The organism is Neobacillus thermocopriae, assembly GCF_010975035.1.
Classification (GTDB): Bacteria; Bacillota; Bacilli; order Bacillales; family Cytobacillaceae; genus Neobacillus; species Neobacillus thermocopriae.
This window is the reverse complement of record NZ_JAAIUV010000029.1, coordinates 15,919-34,077: the sequence shown is the minus strand read 5'-3', so window position 1 is coordinate 34,077 and position 18,159 is coordinate 15,919. Positions and strand designations below refer to the sequence as shown.

The window sequence follows — 18,159 nt, the reverse complement described above, 5'->3', positions numbered from 1 at the left end:
TCCTTTTCTGCCTTTCCCCATAGCGTTTCATTCAGTTGTTCTATGTCATGCACCACAAGCTCCGGAAGAAAGAAGTTGTTTCGAACATATTTCACCATCGATTCCACATGTCCTTTTTCGTTTCCACTAGCCGGATTACAAAATTCATATTCAAAACCATAATGGCAAACAAAACGCTGAAACTCCTCCGTTAGCTCTCGCTCCCCATTAGGTAATACTTTTTTCACCGCAGGTGATAAATTATCAAAACGAATTACTCTAGGTACTCCACCTATGTGATGAAAGATTCGTTTCAATCCTTCTAAAAAGCAATCCCGATTTTCAGATGGAAACACCTGAACGTAAAAGGTATTACTATAGGGAAACGATAAAACCAAATATGGCCATGTCACTACTTCTCCACGATATTTAAATGGTGCCTCCCTAAAGTCCACTTGAGCTGTTCCTGGCTTCGACTCTAATGGCAATGCAGCTGTTTCTGTTTCTTCGGAAAGCTGTTTTTTACGTTGGGATACATAATGCCGAACGGATCGTGCAGAACCTTCAAACCCATATTCTTCGACAAGTTGCGTATACATCCGTTGAGCAGTTCGTTGAAACTTCTTTTTCTTCTTCAAGTCTTCTTGAAGCCATTGATCTAGAATCGGTTTCACAGGATCCATGACTTTTGCTTTTCGTTTTTGCTTTGGTACTTCTGAAGGACTAAAATCCTCCACCTCTGCATATTTCCGAACCGTTCTACGGTCTCGACTCATTTGTTTGGCAATAGAGCTATACGAACGCCCTTTTTTATTTGTTCATGTCTGATATAATTAATTTCTGCCACTGCTAACATCTCCTTCATCGCCTCCTGTCATTTTTGCCCAATAACAGGAAGTTTATTTGAATGTAGGAATGTTGGCAAGTGGTTTTTTTTATGCCCGAAAAGGGCTACATAAATTAATTGCCAAACTGTACATTTTTAGTTTGCCATAAACAATTCAGCGCAGCTTGCTTTAAAATATCATTCTCCATCAGTAAACGCTGATTTTCTTTACGGAGTTTGATCAACTCTTCTTCTTCAGGTGTTCGGTTATCCTTCTCTTTAAATGAACCAGATGTTTGGCTCTGTTTCACCCATTTGTCTAATGCCGAAGGCGTTAAATTGTATTCACTTATAATGTCTTTTCTAGGCTTACCACTTTCATATAGTTTGACCATTTGAGCTTTAAATTCGGGAGTAAATGTTCTTCTAGTTCTCGTCATATCGGCGTACCTCCATTAACTGAATGAGATGAAGTAGACTTCCAAATTTAGAGGGTAAACACCGCAACTTGACAAGGAACCTCTACGGGCATGCTTTCCCAGCCAGGAAACCAGATGATGAAAACATCTGGCTTGCCAAACAGACTAGCATACCCGCCTCTCCTAGTAAAGTTGCTGGTATGGGATCTCTTACGTTTGTTAGCAGTATACCCAGATTAGGTAGTTAGTCTACTTGACCTTAATTTTTTTGTCCAGTTAAGTGTAGCCGATTCACAAGCTTTTCTAAGAAATGTGAATACACACTGCCTCTAACTACTTTTTACTATCCTTTGTTTCACTAAAGAAACTATAAGTAAAAGTAAACTCCATTTAAATAAATTTTAATTAAATTTATCGCACGAATCTTTAGTAATATAAAAAGCGTGTAGACAATGCATAAACGCAACTTTGTCTACACGCTTTGAAGTGAAGATTAGTGGAAACAGGTTAATTAAGGTTTATTCTGTAATTTGGTAAATTGACCAGTGGATAGGAGTAGCTGGTCCACCTAAGTCAATTGAAATGGATAATCCATCCGCTACATAGAATAGTCCTATTTCGTCATTTTGATTTAACTCTACAACTCCAGATAATGTGACAGTTCCATTTCCAAGAATACCTCTAACATTGATTAAACCTATACCAATAATGTTTAATGATAGATTTAATACTGGGAATAATCCAGAAATTAAATCTGTTGTAACTGGCGAAGTTCTTCGAACAACGAATGCAGGGGTTGCCGAATTGATACCAATAGTTAACGCAACTAAAGTCTCGTAGGAGATTGTTGCGGAAATTGCATATCTTCCTGTAGCTGGAACCGTATATACTCCAGTTACCGGGTCGAAGTTTCCGCTGTTAAAATATGGTGTTGCAACAGACCAGTTGGTAATTTGTGTATTGCCAGTTACAGAAGTAGCATTGGCAATTGCAGAGAAACCTTCTTCCATTAGATTAGGTCCAGTAGGCCCTGTTGGTCCCGTCGGTCCTGTTGGCCCTGTTGGTCCTGTTGGTCCCGTCGGTCCTGTCGGTCCTGTTGGTCCCGTTGGCCCTGTCGGTCCTGTCGGTCCTGTTGGCCCTGTTGGTCCCGTCGGTCCCGTCGGTCCTGTTGGTCCTGTCGGTCCTGTCGGTCCAGTTGGCCCTGTCGGTCCTGTCGGTCCTGTCGGTCCTGTTGGTCCTGTTGGTCCCGTCGGCCCTGTTGGTCCTGTTGGTCCTGTTGGTCCTGTTGGTCCTGTCGGTCCTGTCGGTCCTGTTGGTCCCGTTGGCCCTGTTGGTCCTGTCGGTCCTGTCGGTCCTGTTGGTCCCGTTGGCCCTGTTGGTCCTGTCGGTCCTGTCGGTCCTGTCGGTCCTGTTGGCCCTGTCGGTCCTGTTGGCCCCGTTGGTCCTGTTGGTCCCGTCGGTCCTGTCGGTCCTGTTGGTCCCGTTGGCCCTGTCGGTCCTGTCGGTCCTGTTGGCCCTGTTGGTCCCGTTGGTCCTGTTGGTCCTGTCGGTCCTGTCGGTCCTGTTGGTCCCGTTGGCCCTGTTGGTCCCGTCGGTCCTGTCGGTCCTGTCGGTCCTGTTGGCCCTGTCGGTCCTGTTGGCCCCGTTGGTCCTGTTGGTCCTGTCGGTCCTGTCGGTCCTGTTGGTCCCGTTGGCCCTGTTGGTCCTGTCGGTCCTGTTGGTCCCGTTGGCCCTGTCGGTCCTGTTGGTCCTGTTGGTCCTGTTGGTCCTGTTGGTCCTGTTGGTCCAGTAACCCCATTACCAGTCAGTTGAACAACTTGCTTTAATTTATTGTCTAAGAGTAATTCCTTTTTAATTGCCATTGCTAATGTATCCTGAACACTATCATTAACAGTTAAAATTTCATCAAGTGTTGCTGGATTAGGCAAACCAGGAATTGTACCTAATGAATACTGAATTTTTTCCCCCTCAGCATTAATAATATGAGCAAGCCCTAACTCCTCCATAGCAATTGATGCTAATAGTAAATTAATAACACTACTTCTACTAAGAGTAATGTTCGGGGTTATATTAGGTAAATTGGGTTGAGACATTCCATTACTCCTTTCTTTAAAATAAGAAACGCGTATCTCTATTTAACTCATAACTAAACAGCCGCTAGGTGTTCTTTAATAAGATATTCAAATTAAAAAAAAGAGTATATATAATAGCCTATAAATTTAATATTTTCTTTTTAAAAATTAAAGGTACTAAACTCCATGAATTTTGAAATTAAGTGGTACCTATAAAATTCTGAAAACCCAAATCATAGTAAGTAATCAATAACATTGTGTATCAACAAAGATTATTAGAAAAAAGGATCATTAAAGAAAAATAATTCATTGTGTTATAATGTTTAGCCATAATAAACTATGAAGATAATCAACACTAGATTTCAACTATACAAATTGTAATAATCACAGAATGTAATAGAAATGTTCTTTCTAAATATCATCATTAAATTTATAAAATCATGCATTTTCTAAAACAGAACCCTTCCAAAAGAAAAAGATTTTTGAATACTTAATTAGAGCCTGTAATGAAATCAATAGCCTGTTTCAATTTATTTTCTAAAAGTAACTCTCTTTTGATAACCATTGCCAGCATATCTTGAACACTATCATTGACATCTAAAAGTTGATCTAGTGTTGCTTCTGGTCCAGGCATTGTTTCAATCGCGTATTGAATTTTTTCCCCTTCGGCATTAATTATATGAGCCAGACTAATTTCCTCCATGGCAATGGATGCAAGTAATAAATTAATTACATCATCTCGATTAATCGAAACTTGCAGTGTAATATTCGGTACATTCGGTTGAGACAAACAAAATCACCCTTTGAACTTTATTGATCTCATATGGATTAATTGATAAAAAAAATTTTTCAAATGGAACAATGTGTAATTGATAGCAAACGCGCTCACTTGTAATGTATTCAAAAATAAAAAAATGCCCTACATTCGGTTTCTTTTTCCAAAAATAAATTGAATAAATATCATTGATATTTTGAAAATAATAAAAAAGTTCTATTGATGTTACTTTCATAAACGAACTTTTAAATTTTTTCGTTATACTATTAATTTAAAAAGATGAAAAATAATGAAATATTGTAAAATGGGTGAAATAATATAATAAAAATTGGACTAACCGACTGGGGAGATCATCCTTTGATTTATCGTCCAACTGCAACGAATCAAGATCAATTATTGGATTATAGTGGTTATTTTTCCGATAGTTGAGGTAAATACGTCTTTTTTATGGGATTTCTACTGTTAGCAGTATAGAAAAATGGATAAATGTAACATTGAATACATTTCAATTTATTGAATGAAAAGACATTTTCCAAATGAGAATCCAAACAAGACACGAAATAATATGTTTGTAGCATTTCGACAAGGTGTGCAATCGTTTCAGAAGACAAACAAGTTAGTCATGGTCTTCATTCAGTTTCCCCTTTAGTTTGAATGTTCACCTATTATTAAGCTACAATTACATGTTTTTCCTATTGCAATTGAGTTTTAAAATCAGAAACGGTATAGCAAGGATAGGAAACAAGCAATTTTTTATATTTTTTGAAAGAACTTGTTTTTATTTATTCTCTTTGTGATGAAGCACAGACAGGTGTTGGGTCAATTCTTCTTGTTCCCGTTGCTACTTCCAAAAAGACTTGAACGAATTCATGGTAGAAATGTATTTGTATGGAAAAATTCAGGATCCACTGAACATTGGAGAGAAGTTCGTTTTTTATACGATTATAATAATGAAGACTTTATAAGTTAACAGCAATCATTAAAGTATTAGCAAAGCAGTGAGAGGAAGTGAAGTCACCTCTGTCAAATAGACATGAATCAAAATACACGCTTAAGCAACGGGGCTGTCCGGAAAGTGGTATTTCAGCCGAAATCTTTATAAAAGCAAAACCCAAGAATGCTGTTAAATCAACATTCTTGGGTTTTTAATTTGGGTTCATTTTTCTCTTAAATGGACTTTTTAGACAGCCCCGTTATTTAATTTTTTTCGAAACGTTGGTGGTGATAGAAACGAATATATTTTTGTACGACAATCTTAACCTCTTTGGCTTTGTGAAAAGGTGCAGATAATAAAACCCTCTGCCTTAACATGTCTGAGGAAGTTCTCCATGCTGGCATTGTCTAAACAGATTCCTTTACCAGTCCTATTTTTCATCACTTTCCCATATAAAGCCAATTTAATTTCCAATTAATGTACGATCTTAATATTTTATACACAATTGCTGACGAAAGAGTTACGATAGTTTGAACATGTATATAGACTAAAACAAAGCTACTTCAGTTCTTTCCTACCTCCATGAATAATATAGTCCATTAGACAACCACCAACTTATGTGTTAACATTAAGTTGTCACATTGCAGAAGGAGGCTTTCGAATTGATAGAATTTAAGAATATTACAAAAAAATATCGATCTAAGACGGTTATTAATTCTTTTTCTTTGGAAATTGAAGCTGGTCAGTTAGTTGTATTTATTGGACCAAGTGGTTGTGGTAAAACTACTTTACTCAAGATGATAAATAAATTAATACAGCCAACATCTGGTCAGATCTTTGTAAATGGATCGGATATAACGGAAATGGATCCCATCGAGCTTCGAAGAAATATCGGTTATGTTATTCAAAATACAGGCTTATTCCCTCATATGACTATTAAAGAAAATCTTGAACTCATTCCAAAACTTAAAGGGGAAGATCCAAGATTAATAGAGAAAAAAACTAACGAATTACTTGAAATGGTTGGATTAGATCCAAAAGAATACTTGAATCGTTACCCCAAAGAATTAAGTGGCGGGCAGCAACAAAGGGTTGGGGTAGCAAGAGCCTTCTCTACAAACTCCGATATTATTTTAATGGATGAACCCTTCAGTGCATTAGACCCCGTTACAAGGTCATCTCTTCAAGACGAGTTATTCCAAATGCAAAAAGAATTAAATAAAACCATTATCTTTGTTACCCATGATATGGATGAAGCTATTAAAATCGCAGATAAGATTTGTATCTTAAAAGATGGAGATATTCTTCAGTACGATACACCGGAAAACATCCTAAAAAATCCAGCTAATGAATTTGTGGCGGAATTTATTGGTAAACGAAGAGTATGGAATAACCCTGAGTTATTATTGGCCGAAGACATTATGATTTCCAACCCAGTTAAAATCACAACTCGGCGTACCGTTCTTCAGGCAATAGAAATTATGAAAGAGCATAAAGTGGACAGCCTAATGGTAACGGATAAAAATAATATACTTTTAGGCTTAGTTACTTTAAAAGGAATCCAGCTATTAAACAGAAATTTAAGTATCGAAGAAGTGATGGAACACAATGTACTCTCTGTTTCAGAAGGAACCAATTTAATTTCAGTATTAGCCACAATGAATGAACATCAAATTGGATATGTTCCTGTGGTAAACCAAATGAATAAGCTGACTGGTCTTATTACAAGAAGTAGTATTTTATCTGCCTTAAGCAGTCAGTTAATCGATATGGAGGTAGCATTTTAATGAGTGATTTATGGAATTATTCGGTTGCAAACTTTGATCAAATAATAGAATTATTAGGACAGCACATTTATTTAAGTGTGATCTCTGTTCTTATTGCAACAATCGTTGGTATTCCTCTTGGAATCCTCATTTCAAGAGAACCTAAACTTTCAAAGCCGGTAATTGGTACGACCAATGTCATTCAAGCCGTACCAAGTCTAGCATTATTAGGATTTCTTATCCCATTTATCGGTATCGGAAGTACACCTGCAATTGTCATGGTCGTTCTATATTCTTTACTTCCAATTGTAAAAAACACTTACACAGGACTAACAAATATTGATCGTGACATTCTGGAAGCCGCCAAAGGCATCGGTCTGACGAAAAGTCAAACAATGAGAAAGGTACAACTACCATTAGCCTTCCCGATGATTATGGCGGGTATCAGAATTTCAGCCGTTACTGCTGTCGGTTTAATGACCATAGCTGCATTTGTTGGAGCAGGCGGACTCGGTTATTTAGTATTTTCAGGGGTCCAAACAGTTGATAATAATATGATTTTAGCAGGAGCGATTCCAGCATGTATTCTCGCCCTACTTATCGACTTTGTTGTTGGAAAGCTGGAAAAATCCATTTCCTATACTAATAAACAAAAAAGAGAATCTAAATCTGGGAAAAAAGGTAAACGTGTTCTCCTTTCATTTGCAAGTATTATTTTAGTTTTTGCAGGTGCATTTACTATTTATACGAAAGCTAAAGCAGATGATAAGATCGTCATAGGATCCAAAAACTTCTCTGAACAATTAATATTAGGTAATATTCTTGCAGATTTAATAGAATATAAGACTGATATAAAAGTTGAAAAAAAATTAAATCTTGGCGGCTCCCAAGTTACCTTTAATGCTCTTAACACTGGAAATATTGATGTATACGTAGAATATACCGGCACAGCTTTGGTGAACATTCTAAATCAGCCACCAAAGAATAATCCGGATGAAGTGTATGATTATGTCCAAAAGGAATTTAAAAAGGATGGCATTGAACTATTAAAGCCTCTAGGGTTTAATAACACGTATACCCTTGCTGTTCGTCAAGACACAGCTGCTCAATACGGGTTAGAAACCATTTCTGACTTAGCAAAAGTCAGCAATAACCTCATTATGGGTCCAACGATCGAATTTCCTAATCGAGAGGATGGCCTAATAGGGCTTTCCAAGACTTATAATTTAAATTTTAAAGCGGTAAATCCAGTTGACGGGGGGTTGCGTTATACAGCATTAAAAAATCACAAAAGTGATATCATTGATGCATTTTCCACAGATGGTTTAATCCAAGCTTTTGATTTAAAAGTATTAAAAGATGATAAAAACTTCTTCCCGCCATACTATGCCGTACCAATTATTAAGGAAGAAACACTAAAAGAGCATCCAGAATTAAAAAAGGTGATTAATCTTCTTGCAGGCAAACTTACTGAGGAGAAAATGCGGGAGCTTAATTACAAAGTTGACAGCCTAAAACAGTCACCTGAGAAAGTAGCAAGAGAATTTTTAATTCAGGAAGGTCTCATTAATTAAGTATGAAAAGAAGCCAGTGTTTACTGGCTTCTTTTATTCTTCATTTAAAAAATGAATGACTCTGTCATATGTTTTTTCATTTCCAATGACGAGAAGGACATCCCCTTCCTGAATGATAGCATAAGGTCCTGGGGAAATAATTAATTCCCCTCTTCGTTTAATACCAATGACGGTTCCACCTGTATTTTGCCAAAATTTTACCTCTGAAATAGTTTTTCCTATATGTATACAATTAGGGAGAATTTCTACTTCAATTGGCGCCAAAGGATTGGTGTGTCGAAGTTGACCTGAATAATCCAATATTCTACTTAACACTTCAAATAACTGGTCATCCAGTTTACGTCTTTCCGATATTAAAGCGTTCATTTCTTTTTGAAGATCTTTAATGCTTGCAAGATTTGTAAAGCGAGATATATACTTATAAGCATTTTCGCGAGAAGCGATAATGATACCACTACCCTTGGTAGAACGAACAATTTCCACATCTTCCAATATTTTAATTGCTCTCCTGACCGTTTCCGGGGACACTTTATAATCACTCGCTAGAGTAGATCTTCCATAAATTTTCTCTCCAACTTTAAAATCCCCATTATATATACGATTAGCTAAATCAATTGCTATTCGCTCGTATGTTGGTATTTTCGCCCTTTGCATAGGACACCCCCAAAGATAAACCTTTGTTACGAATATTACAATTACAATATACCGCTTTTATTCTAATTTTGCGAGTTCATAACTAATATATATAGCTAATAAAAAATGAGGAAATAATTAAAAGGTATTGGTTGGAATGGAGGATAATGATGAAAAGAATAACAGTAATTACACTAAGCGGGATTTATGTAGTTTTTATGGCTATATTGGCTTTTTACTACTTTAAAAATGGCGAAACCTATAAAGGAACGGTAGCCATAGGAGGAATCTTTTGTGGGGCCATTCCACTTCTCCTGGCTTTATTTACAAAACTCCAATTTAATTTACCGTTAGTCATTTCTTATTTAGTTTTTCTTGTAGGCTCACAATATTTAGGTTCCATATTAGGATGGTATCGACTTGGCTGGTGGGATACATTCATACATTTTATTAGTGGTATATTATTAGCATTTGCTGCTATTGCTTTATATGAAAGGATGATTCATCGAGAAGCAGGTAGTGAAATTTCTCCTTGGATAATCTTCTGGTTCACCCTCTCGTTTGCCGCATTAGGAGGTGTTCTATGGGAGGTTTATGAATTTAGCTGTGACCAACTATTCGATATGACCTTGCAGGGTGGTGGAAATGAAGATACCATGATTGATCTTATATCAGACACGGCAGGGGGCTTAGTTATCGCCATTGGAGCCGAAATTAGAACAAAGTTGAAACTAAAATCAAAAAAACAATTCCCTAAAATAGACTAAAAAAGCAGCCGAATGGGCTGCTTTTTCATTTATTAATTTTATACCATAACAGGGGCAAAAAACTCATTGTATAATGCTTGGACAGCTTTCTTCTCGTCAATTTCTTTTACACCAAACATCATACTTACTTCTGATGACCCTTGATTAATCATCTCAATATTGACATTTACTTTTGCTAGGGCTTTTGATGCTCGTGCCATTGTACCGATATTATGACGCATCCCTTCGCCTACGACCATAATGAGGGCAAGTTTGTGTTGAATGAAAACTTGATCCGCATGTAATTCGGTTTTAATCCTATCAATAATCTGTTCTTCCATTTCTTTATCAAATTGATTTTCTCTTAAGATTACAGAAATATCATCAATACCCGATGGAGTGTGTTCGTAGGAAAGACCGAAATCTTCTAAAATCCCTAAAAGTTTACGCCCAAACCCAATTTCTCTATTCATTAAGTATTTGCTTACATAGATACTGCAAAAGCCTTTATCACTAGCAATTCCAATTACCGGGCCATTCGTATTATTGCGATCAGCAACAATTTTTGTACCTTGTGCAGTCGGATTATTTGTATTTTTTATTTGAACAGGGATACCTGCACGGAATGCCGGTACAAGTGCCTCGTCATGTAAAACACTGAACCCCGCATAAGATAGCTCTCGCATTTCCCGATATGTAATTTCCTTTATTTCTTTCGGCTTTTCAACGATAGATGGATTGACGGAATAAACAGCATCTACATCTGTAAAGTTTTCATAAAGGTCCGCTTTCAACGCATTAGCGAGAATGGATCCAGTAATATCTGATCCACTACGTGAAAATGTATAGACATCTCCTGCCTTGCTATAACCGAAGAAACCTGGAAATACTAAAATTCCTGAACGCCACCGCAATGAAGAAAGACTTTCATAGGCTTCGGGAAGGGCCTGTGCATTCCCTGGTTCGTCACTAACAATTAGGCCAGCTTCTTTCGGATCGATGTAATGTGCTTCTACTCCCATTTTTCGGAAAAAGGCAGCCACCAATTTTGCGTTATTATCTTCCCCACTTGCCTTCATTCTGTCCATATAGCGGTCCGGTTTGCTTTTGTCACCATTCAGTCTTTCAGTTAAATCCAGTCGAATCTCTTGTATAATTTCTTCCGGTAACGTTAATTCTTCAGCAATATCTTGATATCTAGCGATGACAGCTTCAAATACTTGATCCGTTTTTTCATTCTTTAAACTTTTTTCGGCACATTCAATTAATAAATCCGTTACTTTTATGTCTTCAGCAAACCTTTTCCCTGGAGCTGAAACAACAACCACTTTTCGCTCGGGATCTGATACTACAATATTAAATACTTTCTTAAGTTGAGCGCCGGAAGCTAATGATGAGCCCCCAAATTTTACAACCTTCATTTCTACATCTCCCATTACCAAAAATTTAATCTTAATTTTATTACAATTTGAAAAATTATCAAGTGTTTTTTCTTTTCTATATGGACATTTGTTCTTCTGTAATAGACAAATACTTTTCAAAAATAATAAATATAACTAACTAAATCCACTGTTCAATACAGTCCAAATTATTCTTTGATAATTTCAATAAAATTTGATAGAATTCGCGCAGTTAATCCCCATATGACTTTATCTTCAAATTTAAAAAAATACTCTTCCATAACTCTTGGACGCCATTTATAATTTTTTCCACCAGTGATTAATTCGAACGGAAAATTTTCCTCTGGTTCAATTTTAAATTCAACTTGATATATTTCTGGTTTATTTTCCAAAAAATAGGGTAATGGAATGGTGAAAACCTCTTCGACCTCCGAAGGATTAGGTTGTATATTTCCTGGAGCATGTAAAAATCCAACATATGGATAAATCATCATTCCAAAAGGGGAAATCATATAATCCAATGGATATATTTCAGAAATATCCTTTTCGCTTATCCCAAGTTCTTCCTTTGTTTCTCGAATCGCTGCTGTTTTTTCGTCCTTATCCCGCGGATCCATTTTTCCACCAGGAAAACAAATTTCACCTGGCTGCCGTTTTAACTGCAGCGATCTGACTTCAAACAAAACATGGATGTCATTATTTTTTTGGATGAGTGGTACCAAAACGGCGTATTTTGAAAAATGTTTATGTCCTAATATATCAGGAGTGTGTGCCGCTAATTTGGTCAAGATCCATTCCCTTTCCATGCTTTCACCTCCAATGATACTTTTTTTCAAAAAAATTCTTTTATTTTTACAATTATACAAAAAACAATCCAACTTGGTTGGATTGTTTGTCATTTTATTGGTACAAATTTCAAAATATATGTTTTGAACGATTATTTAGAAAACGTTAAATCAATATCGCCCGGTCATTTACCATTTGCGTGCCACGAATTCGCTTAAATTCTTCAAGCAATCCTTCAATGGTCAGGTTTTTCTTTTGTTGTTCATCTACCTCTAAGATAATTTGTCCTTTATCCATCATGATTAATCGATTCCCTAAATCAATGGCTTGCTGCATATTATGAGTCACCATTAAGGTGGTAAGCTGATATCTTTCAACAACTTCCTTAGTCAGGTTCGTAATTAATTCTGCTCTTGAAGGATCGAGGGCAGCAGTATGTTCATCTAGTAGTAAAATGGAGGGCTCTGTAAAAGTTGCCATTAATAAAGATAATGCCTGTCGTTCACCCCCGGATAAAAGACCCACTTTTGCGTTTAGACGGTTTTCCAGGCCAAGATGCAAGGTTTCCAAAGCCTCCTGAAAATATTGACGTCTTTTCTTTGTCACTCCTTTTACAAGTTTTCTTGTTTTGTTTCTTGAATAGGCCATCGCTAAATTTTCTTCAATCGTCATACTTGGAGCAGTTCCTGCCATCGGGTCTTGAAAAACACGCCCAATCATTTTAGAACGTTGAAATTCTGCCATTTTGGTAACATCTTGACCATCAATAAACACTTCTCCCATATCAGGGACCAATCCTCCGGATATAATATTCATTAAAGTTGATTTACCTGCCCCATTACTCCCAATCACCGTAACAAAATCCCCTTTTTGTAAGGAAAGGTTTACATGATTAAGAGCAATTTTTTCATCAGGCGATCCTTCATTAAAAATTTTATAAATCTGATTTAATTGAAGCATATCGTCCCCCCTCCCGTTGTAACTTCTCCACTCTTCTCTGTGCTTTTCGCTTCTTCTCTTTATACCGCTCAATGACCTTTGGAGTAGTTAACGCAATGATGACGATGACAGCCGTTATCAACTTCATATCTCCTGGATCCAAAAAATCTATTCTTAAAGCCAGCGATACAACGATGCGGTAAATAATTGCTCCCCCAATGACAGCAATAGTTGTTCTTGCAATTGTTTTTGTCCCAAACAAAGTTTCTCCAATGATGACAGAGGCCAAACCGATAATGATCATTCCAATTCCCATACTAACATCTGCAAAACCTCCGTGCTGAGCAATCAATGCACCTGAAAACGCGACTAATGCATTGGATAGTCCTAGTCCAATAATCGTTAATAAATTGGTATTAGCTGAGAAACTACGGATCATTTTCTTATTGTCACCTGTTGCTCGAATGGCAAGACCGACTTCGGTTTGGAAAAACCAATCATTTAAAAATTTAATGACAAAAGTAACAACTAACATGAACAAAAGTATTCCCCATGTTTCAGGCAGGCTGTCTCCTAACCCAACCGATTTCAGTATGTTATTAAAAATGATATCGATTCCCCAGCTTTCTGATATATCACTAATTTTCGTAAATACTGTATGTTCATTTAATAAAGGAATATTGGAGCGTCCCATAATTCGTAAATTAATAGAGTAAAGTGCAATCATCATCAAAATTCCAGATAAGAGATTATTAATTTTTCCAAATGTATGCAACAGCCCTGTCAGACAGCCTGCAATAAAGCCGGCTAAGAGCGCTGCAATCGTGGCTAGAAATGGATCGGTACCACCTATTATTAATACAGCTGCAATGGCACCACCAGTTACAAAGCTGCCGTCAACTGTTAAATCTGGGAAATCAAGTATACGAAAGGATAGGTAGACCCCCAGTGCCATAATCGCATAGATGATTCCCGTCTCGATAGACCCAAATATGGATGTAAACATTGTTTTCATCCTTTCATATCAATTATTAAAAAACATGCCATTGATTAGGCTATATGTATTTTGAGAGTCAATTCTCATTTAATTGACTCCCTTTAATGTATTATTCTTCGCCTTCATAAAACTCTCCAAGTTGGCTCCATTCTTCTTTCACTTCTAAACCTTGATCTTTGGCAGCAGCTTTATTAATGACCAATTTCAAACTTTTTGGTAATTCCACTGGAATTTCAGAGACTTTCTTTTTGCCTGTTAAAATATCTGCTGCCATTAAACCAGATTGATATCCGAGATCAAAATAACTGAATCCGCTGGCAGCTACCGCACCTTTCTTCATCGAATCAAGTTCTCCAACAAACAAAGGTATTTTTTTACTTCTTGCTACACCAATCACAGAATCTAGAGCCGTAACAACTGTATTGTCTGTTGGTATGTAAATCGCGTCTACCCGTCCGACTAATGATTCTGCAGCTTGCTTCACCTCAGATGTATTAGAAACAGAAACCTCTACAAGCTTAGCATCCTTTTCTTCAACTAATTTCTTTACTTCTTCTACTTGTACAACAGAATTTTGCTCACCGGAGTTATAAATTACTCCAATATTCTTTGCCTTTACCTCATCAGTGATAAAATGAATTGTATTCTTTGTTGCTTCTGGATGGTTATCAGTCGTACCAGTAATATTTTTCCCTGGTTTATCAAGTGATTTAACTAAACCAGCACCAACTGGGTCTGTTACGGATGTAAAAATAATTGGAATATCTTTTGTAGCATTTAATGCAGCAATCGCACTTGGTGTTGCATTAGCAAATATTAAATCCACCTTATCCCCAACAAAATTTTGGGCAATTGATTGTGTATTGTTCTGATCTGCTTGTGCATTTTGTTCATCAAAATCAGCTTTAATTCCTTTATCTTTTAATGCTTTTTTAAAACCTTCTGTTGCAGCATCCAATGATGGGTGAGGAGCAAACTGGGAAATTCCAACTTTAAAAGTTTTATCCTCCCCTTCTATTACTGATTCATTAGACGATTCTTTACTTCCGCAGCCTGCCAGAAGCAGCATTCCTGCTAATGCAATGGATATACCTTTTAATTTCATTAATTTTTACCCCCTTATTTATAATTTTTTAAAAATTAAATATTTTAAAAATAATTCTAGTGTTTTCCTAGTCTAAAAGCAATAGAAATAAAAAAAATATTTTTCCACTTTAAAGCGTCTATGCCGTAAAAATACATAAATCTGAAAATCACATACCTATGCTTAAGGGTGATTGCCACCTCTCTCATAAATGCTTGATTTATATTTGTGTGTTGCACAATCCACCAAAGCCTTCTTTAGAATATGCTCCAACTGGGATCTATGGAACACGATGGAGTGAAGGACATGCATGGAAGACTATTTCGAAAAGCCACTTAGACGTTTGTTTCTAACCATTTTCGAAGTCAAAAATATCCATTCCTTACATAAAAAAATGCCTTCTGTCAGACAGAAGGCATTGAAAAAATATTTGAAAACAAAATATGATATTACCAATCTTTCGTTTTATCCAGCAGTTGGTCAATCTCAACGATTTTTACATTCAAATTATTTTTTTCAACGGTTAGATTTTGTGTATTTTCTAATAAATGATCGATATCAATCACCATCATTTTCCTATCAAACCTCCCGAATCCTTTTGACTCCCCTTTGTTACATCATTCGCTCGTTATTATTCTATTTATGGGGGTTTTCCAAAAATGAAAGATAATTGTATCATAATGATTTATTTATACATTTTTCTGAAATTCGTAACCTCCGATTAGAATTCTGGATATAAATATTAAACCATGCCTTTTTTTTACCCTTTCTATTATATGCCCATACTTAAGGACATGCTTTAACATAAATTAAAGTAGTTCAAAGTAGGGAGGTGAATAGCTATGAGCTACGAAAGAAACAATAGCAGCTTTGTGCTAATTGTAGTTCTATTTATTTTGTTGGTTATTGTAGGTGCTTCCTACGGAGGATACTATTAATAAGCTCTATGATTCAGCCTTATTAAAATGAAACACACTACCTCCTCCTGACAGAAGCGCCAGAAATGGCGCATTTTCTGGTTTCGTAAACAATAGACAGAAAAAAGCTGTGCATATTGCACAGCTTTTTTCAATTCGTATTGGTCGTTTCCGTTTTTTTACTATCAGAGGATTTTTCTCCTTTTAATGCTTTCGGTCCTAAATATTCATAATCATTTGGATTTATCGGTGTAAATCCAGCAGGCTTATAAAAACGAAGCAAATCTTTATAAACAATTTCGTCTGACATTTGCAATTCAGTATTAACACTTTCCGCAATATTTTTACATACCGTTGTATCCTCTAACAAATCACCTGTTTGGGAATCATAACAATTCCCTTTCACCTGGATAACCTCTGGTGAGACAAAATCACCATTTCTAAATAATGCCCAGTTCCGATGATTTTTTGATAATAAATCTGAGCCGAATTCTAAATAGTCCTTTGTATCAATCCCTAACAGATGAAGAACCGTTGGCCTCACATCTACTTGCCCGCCAAATTGCTTTTGAACGCCACCTTCTACACCTGGTATGTGAATAAATAAAGGAACTCTCTGTAGATTAGCACTGATAACCGGTGTAATTTCTTCTACACCTAAAACCTTTGCCATTGCTTCATTATGATTCTCGGAAATTCCATAATGATCCCCATACATGACAATCATCGTATTCTCATATAGCCCTGCTTCTTTAAGATCATTAAAAAATTGTTGTAATGCCTGATCCATATAATGGGCTGCTTGGAAATATTGATCCACAACCTTATTTCCTGTATCACCTGCAGGAAAATCCGTATCCTCTGGATCCATTTCGAACGGAAAATGGTTTGATAAAGTAATAAACTTTGTATAGAATGGTTGTTTTAAACTCTTAAGCATAGGGATGGATTCTTCAAAAAATGGAATATCTTTTAATCCATAATTTTTAACATGTTCATCTGTCATATTATAATATTCTGCATCAAAAAAGTAATCGTAACCTAAAGCTTTATACATAACATTCCGGTTCCAGAATGTTTTATAATTCCCATGGAAAACTGCTGAAGTATAGCCCTGGCCTTTTAGAATCGCAGGCAATGCATGATACGTATTCTGTGCTTTATTGACAAAGACAGCCCCTTGAGCCATAGGATATAAAGAATTCTCCATTAAGAATTCTGCATCAGACGTTTTCCCTTGCCCTGTCTGATGAAATAAGTTCTCAAAGTAAAAAGTATTTTTATCACGAACTAATGAGTTTAAAAATGGAGTAACTTCTTGACCATCAGGCATCTTGTAATCTATTAAGAAGCTCTGGGTCGATTCCATGGAAATATAAATCACATTCATTCCCTTTGCTTTTCCAAAATACTCTGGATTTGGTGCATCATAATTTGCTTTTCGATAGTTCTCTATTTCGGTAACATCGCTTGAATCAGCTAAAGCACGCTGGCTAGAAGATCGAATGTTTTGGATCACATCGTAAATGGTAAAATTATACGCTCCCAAATATTTCACTAAATAGTTTCGGTCAAAGGAACGTGTAAGTAGTTGAGGGCGATCCTTTTCAGCCAGCCCTAAATTAAAAAAGAAAATGGTAATCGCAAATAAAAGAGCCATTTTAAAAGATCTTCTATTATCCACTGTTACATTTTTGAAAATTGTTAATGCTAGCCATATTAATACAAAGAAATCAGTAAAATAGAAAATATCAAATGGGGACATTAGAGACAGAGCACTATCCCCCAATTGTCCAGCATTCGTTTTCGTCTGCATTAATACCGGTACAGTAATAAAGTCATTAAAGAACCGATAATAAGCAATATTAGCATATAGTAAAAATGATAATAAGAAGTTGGTAATGATCAAGACAAGCTTTGCTCGCTTTTTAAATAATAAAGCGATGCCGAAAAAGAATAACGCAGAACTTAATGGGTTAATAAATAACAGAAATTCTTGAAGGTTATTATCTATCCCTAAATTGAATTCAATCTGGTAAGCGGCATAAGTTTTTATCCAGAATAAAATAACAGCAATTATAAAAAAAGAAATATGACTTTTACTTATTTTTTTCATTACAAAATTTCTCCTCTCACTTACCATACTTCGGTAAACGAACCGCTATTACTATACCACATTTCCAAAAAAAAGAAAAACCACTCAACACCAATTAGATATCCATTTATTTTTATGCGTGTTTTATGTTGGACATGACTCCATTCAACTTCATATGTATATGACGAATATCAAACCATATAGTTTCATCAAATGA

Annotated in this window: 14 protein-coding genes and 2 pseudogenes; 4 read left to right on the top strand and 12 right to left on the bottom strand. The window is 36.2% G+C overall.

Features of this window, described 5'->3' with window-relative positions:
- From istA to G4Z05_RS14720, 4 genes and pseudogenes are all read right to left on the bottom strand, one after another.
- Nucleotides 1-835: pseudogene (gene istA, locus G4Z05_RS14740) on the bottom strand (IS21 family transposase); the annotation flags it as partial.
- Between the two features lie 158 nt (nt 836-993).
- Nucleotides 994-1,245 (bottom strand): annotated as a pseudogene (locus G4Z05_RS14735) (transposase); the annotation flags it as partial.
- A gap of 497 nt (nt 1,246-1,742) precedes the next feature.
- Nucleotides 1,743-3,317, bottom strand: coding sequence for an alpha-helical endospore appendage domain-containing protein (locus G4Z05_RS14730; protein ID WP_205597581.1), 1,575 nt, complete (start codon nt 3,315-3,317; stop codon nt 1,743-1,745).
- Nucleotides 3,318-3,786: 469 nt separating this feature from the next.
- Nucleotides 3,787-4,086, bottom strand: a complete 300-nt coding sequence (locus tag G4Z05_RS14720) for an alpha-helical endospore appendage domain-containing protein (RefSeq protein WP_163252564.1) — start codon at nt 4,084-4,086, stop codon at nt 3,787-3,789.
- Between the two features lie 1,581 nt (nt 4,087-5,667).
- On the opposite strand from G4Z05_RS14720, the gene G4Z05_RS14715 reads away from it, so the two are divergent.
- Entirely contained in the window at nt 5,668-6,792 is a 1,125-nt protein-coding gene (locus tag G4Z05_RS14715; protein ID WP_163252563.1) for an ABC transporter ATP-binding protein, read from the top strand.
- Entirely contained in the window at nt 6,792-8,345 is a 1,554-nt protein-coding gene (locus G4Z05_RS14710) for an ABC transporter permease/substrate-binding protein (protein WP_163252562.1), read from the top strand. The genes G4Z05_RS14715 and G4Z05_RS14710 overlap by 1 nt, the downstream gene beginning before the upstream one ends.
- 33 nt (nt 8,346-8,378) lie before the next feature.
- On the opposite strand, the gene G4Z05_RS14705 is transcribed toward G4Z05_RS14710, so the two are convergent.
- Complete coding sequence (locus G4Z05_RS14705; protein WP_163252561.1) at nt 8,379-8,999, bottom strand: GntR family transcriptional regulator; 621 nt, start codon at nt 8,997-8,999, stop codon at nt 8,379-8,381.
- A 149-nt stretch (nt 9,000-9,148) separates the two neighbouring features.
- On the opposite strand from G4Z05_RS14705, the gene G4Z05_RS14700 reads away from it, so the two are divergent.
- Nucleotides 9,149-9,745, top strand: coding sequence for a DUF2238 domain-containing protein (locus tag G4Z05_RS14700; protein ID WP_163252560.1), 597 nt, complete (start codon nt 9,149-9,151; stop codon nt 9,743-9,745).
- A gap of 38 nt (nt 9,746-9,783) precedes the next feature.
- Here G4Z05_RS14700 and G4Z05_RS14695 read toward each other — a convergent pair whose 3' ends face one another.
- The 6 genes from G4Z05_RS14695 to G4Z05_RS16650 form a co-directional block, all read right to left on the bottom strand.
- Nucleotides 9,784-11,145 carry an aspartate kinase gene (locus G4Z05_RS14695; RefSeq protein WP_163252559.1) on the bottom strand — a complete coding sequence of 454 codons (1,362 nt, stop codon included), beginning with the start codon at nt 11,143-11,145 and terminating at the stop codon, nt 9,784-9,786.
- Between the two features lie 167 nt (nt 11,146-11,312).
- Complete coding sequence (locus G4Z05_RS14690) at nt 11,313-11,930, bottom strand: NUDIX hydrolase (protein WP_163252558.1); 618 nt, start codon at nt 11,928-11,930, stop codon at nt 11,313-11,315.
- Between the two features lie 145 nt (nt 11,931-12,075).
- Entirely contained in the window at nt 12,076-12,870 is a 795-nt protein-coding gene (locus G4Z05_RS14685) for an ABC transporter ATP-binding protein (RefSeq protein ID WP_163252557.1), read from the bottom strand.
- Nucleotides 12,845-13,855: an ABC transporter permease gene (locus tag G4Z05_RS14680; RefSeq protein WP_163252556.1), complete on the bottom strand. Its 1,011-nt coding sequence runs from the start codon at nt 13,853-13,855 to the stop codon at nt 12,845-12,847. Before G4Z05_RS14680 ends, G4Z05_RS14685 begins: the two co-directional genes overlap by 26 nt.
- A gap of 100 nt (nt 13,856-13,955) precedes the next feature.
- Nucleotides 13,956-14,951, bottom strand: coding sequence for an ABC transporter substrate-binding protein (locus tag G4Z05_RS14675; RefSeq protein WP_163252555.1), 996 nt, complete (start codon nt 14,949-14,951; stop codon nt 13,956-13,958).
- 428 nt (nt 14,952-15,379) lie between these two features.
- Nucleotides 15,380-15,502 carry a hypothetical protein gene (locus G4Z05_RS16650; protein ID WP_276207651.1) on the bottom strand — a complete coding sequence of 41 codons (123 nt, stop codon included), beginning with the start codon at nt 15,500-15,502 and terminating at the stop codon, nt 15,380-15,382.
- A 270-nt stretch (nt 15,503-15,772) separates the two neighbouring features.
- Between G4Z05_RS16650 and G4Z05_RS14670 the strand changes: the two genes are divergently transcribed.
- Nucleotides 15,773-15,868 (top strand): YjcZ family sporulation protein, encoded by a 96-nt coding sequence (locus tag G4Z05_RS14670; RefSeq protein WP_163252554.1) that lies wholly within the window; start codon nt 15,773-15,775, stop codon nt 15,866-15,868.
- 130 nt (nt 15,869-15,998) lie between these two features.
- Here G4Z05_RS14670 and ltaS read toward each other — a convergent pair whose 3' ends face one another.
- Nucleotides 15,999-17,963, bottom strand: coding sequence for a lipoteichoic acid synthase (ltaS, locus tag G4Z05_RS14665; RefSeq protein WP_163252553.1), 1,965 nt, complete (start codon nt 17,961-17,963; stop codon nt 15,999-16,001).
- Nucleotides 17,964-18,159 lie beyond the last annotated feature (196 nt).

Excerpts from the sequence above, each read along its gene's own strand:
- G4Z05_RS14730 (WP_205597581.1), bottom strand. The coding sequence starts at position 3,317 with ATGTCTCAACCCAATTTACCTAATATAACCCCGAACATTACTCTTAGT.
- G4Z05_RS14710 (WP_163252562.1), top strand. The coding sequence starts at position 6,792 with ATGAGTGATTTATGGAATTATTCGGTTGCAAACTTTGATCAAATAATA.
- G4Z05_RS14705 (WP_163252561.1), bottom strand. The coding sequence starts at position 8,999 with ATGCAAAGGGCGAAAATACCAACATACGAGCGAATAGCAATTGATTTA.
- G4Z05_RS14700 (WP_163252560.1), top strand. The coding sequence starts at position 9,149 with ATGAAAAGAATAACAGTAATTACACTAAGCGGGATTTATGTAGTTTTT.
- G4Z05_RS14695 (WP_163252559.1), bottom strand. The coding sequence starts at position 11,145 with ATGAAGGTTGTAAAATTTGGGGGCTCATCATTAGCTTCCGGCGCTCAA.
- G4Z05_RS14690 (WP_163252558.1), bottom strand. The coding sequence starts at position 11,930 with ATGGAAAGGGAATGGATCTTGACCAAATTAGCGGCACACACTCCTGAT.
- G4Z05_RS14685 (WP_163252557.1), bottom strand. The coding sequence starts at position 12,870 with ATGCTTCAATTAAATCAGATTTATAAAATTTTTAATGAAGGATCGCCT.
- G4Z05_RS14680 (WP_163252556.1), bottom strand. The coding sequence starts at position 13,855 with ATGTTTACATCCATATTTGGGTCTATCGAGACGGGAATCATCTATGCG.
- G4Z05_RS14675 (WP_163252555.1), bottom strand. The coding sequence starts at position 14,951 with ATGAAATTAAAAGGTATATCCATTGCATTAGCAGGAATGCTGCTTCTG.
- G4Z05_RS16650 (WP_276207651.1), bottom strand. The coding sequence starts at position 15,502 with ATGATGGTGATTGATATCGATCATTTATTAGAAAATACACAAAATCTA.
- G4Z05_RS14670 (WP_163252554.1), top strand. The coding sequence starts at position 15,773 with ATGAGCTACGAAAGAAACAATAGCAGCTTTGTGCTAATTGTAGTTCTA.
- ltaS (WP_163252553.1), bottom strand. The coding sequence starts at position 17,963 with ATGAAAAAAATAAGTAAAAGTCATATTTCTTTTTTTATAATTGCTGTT.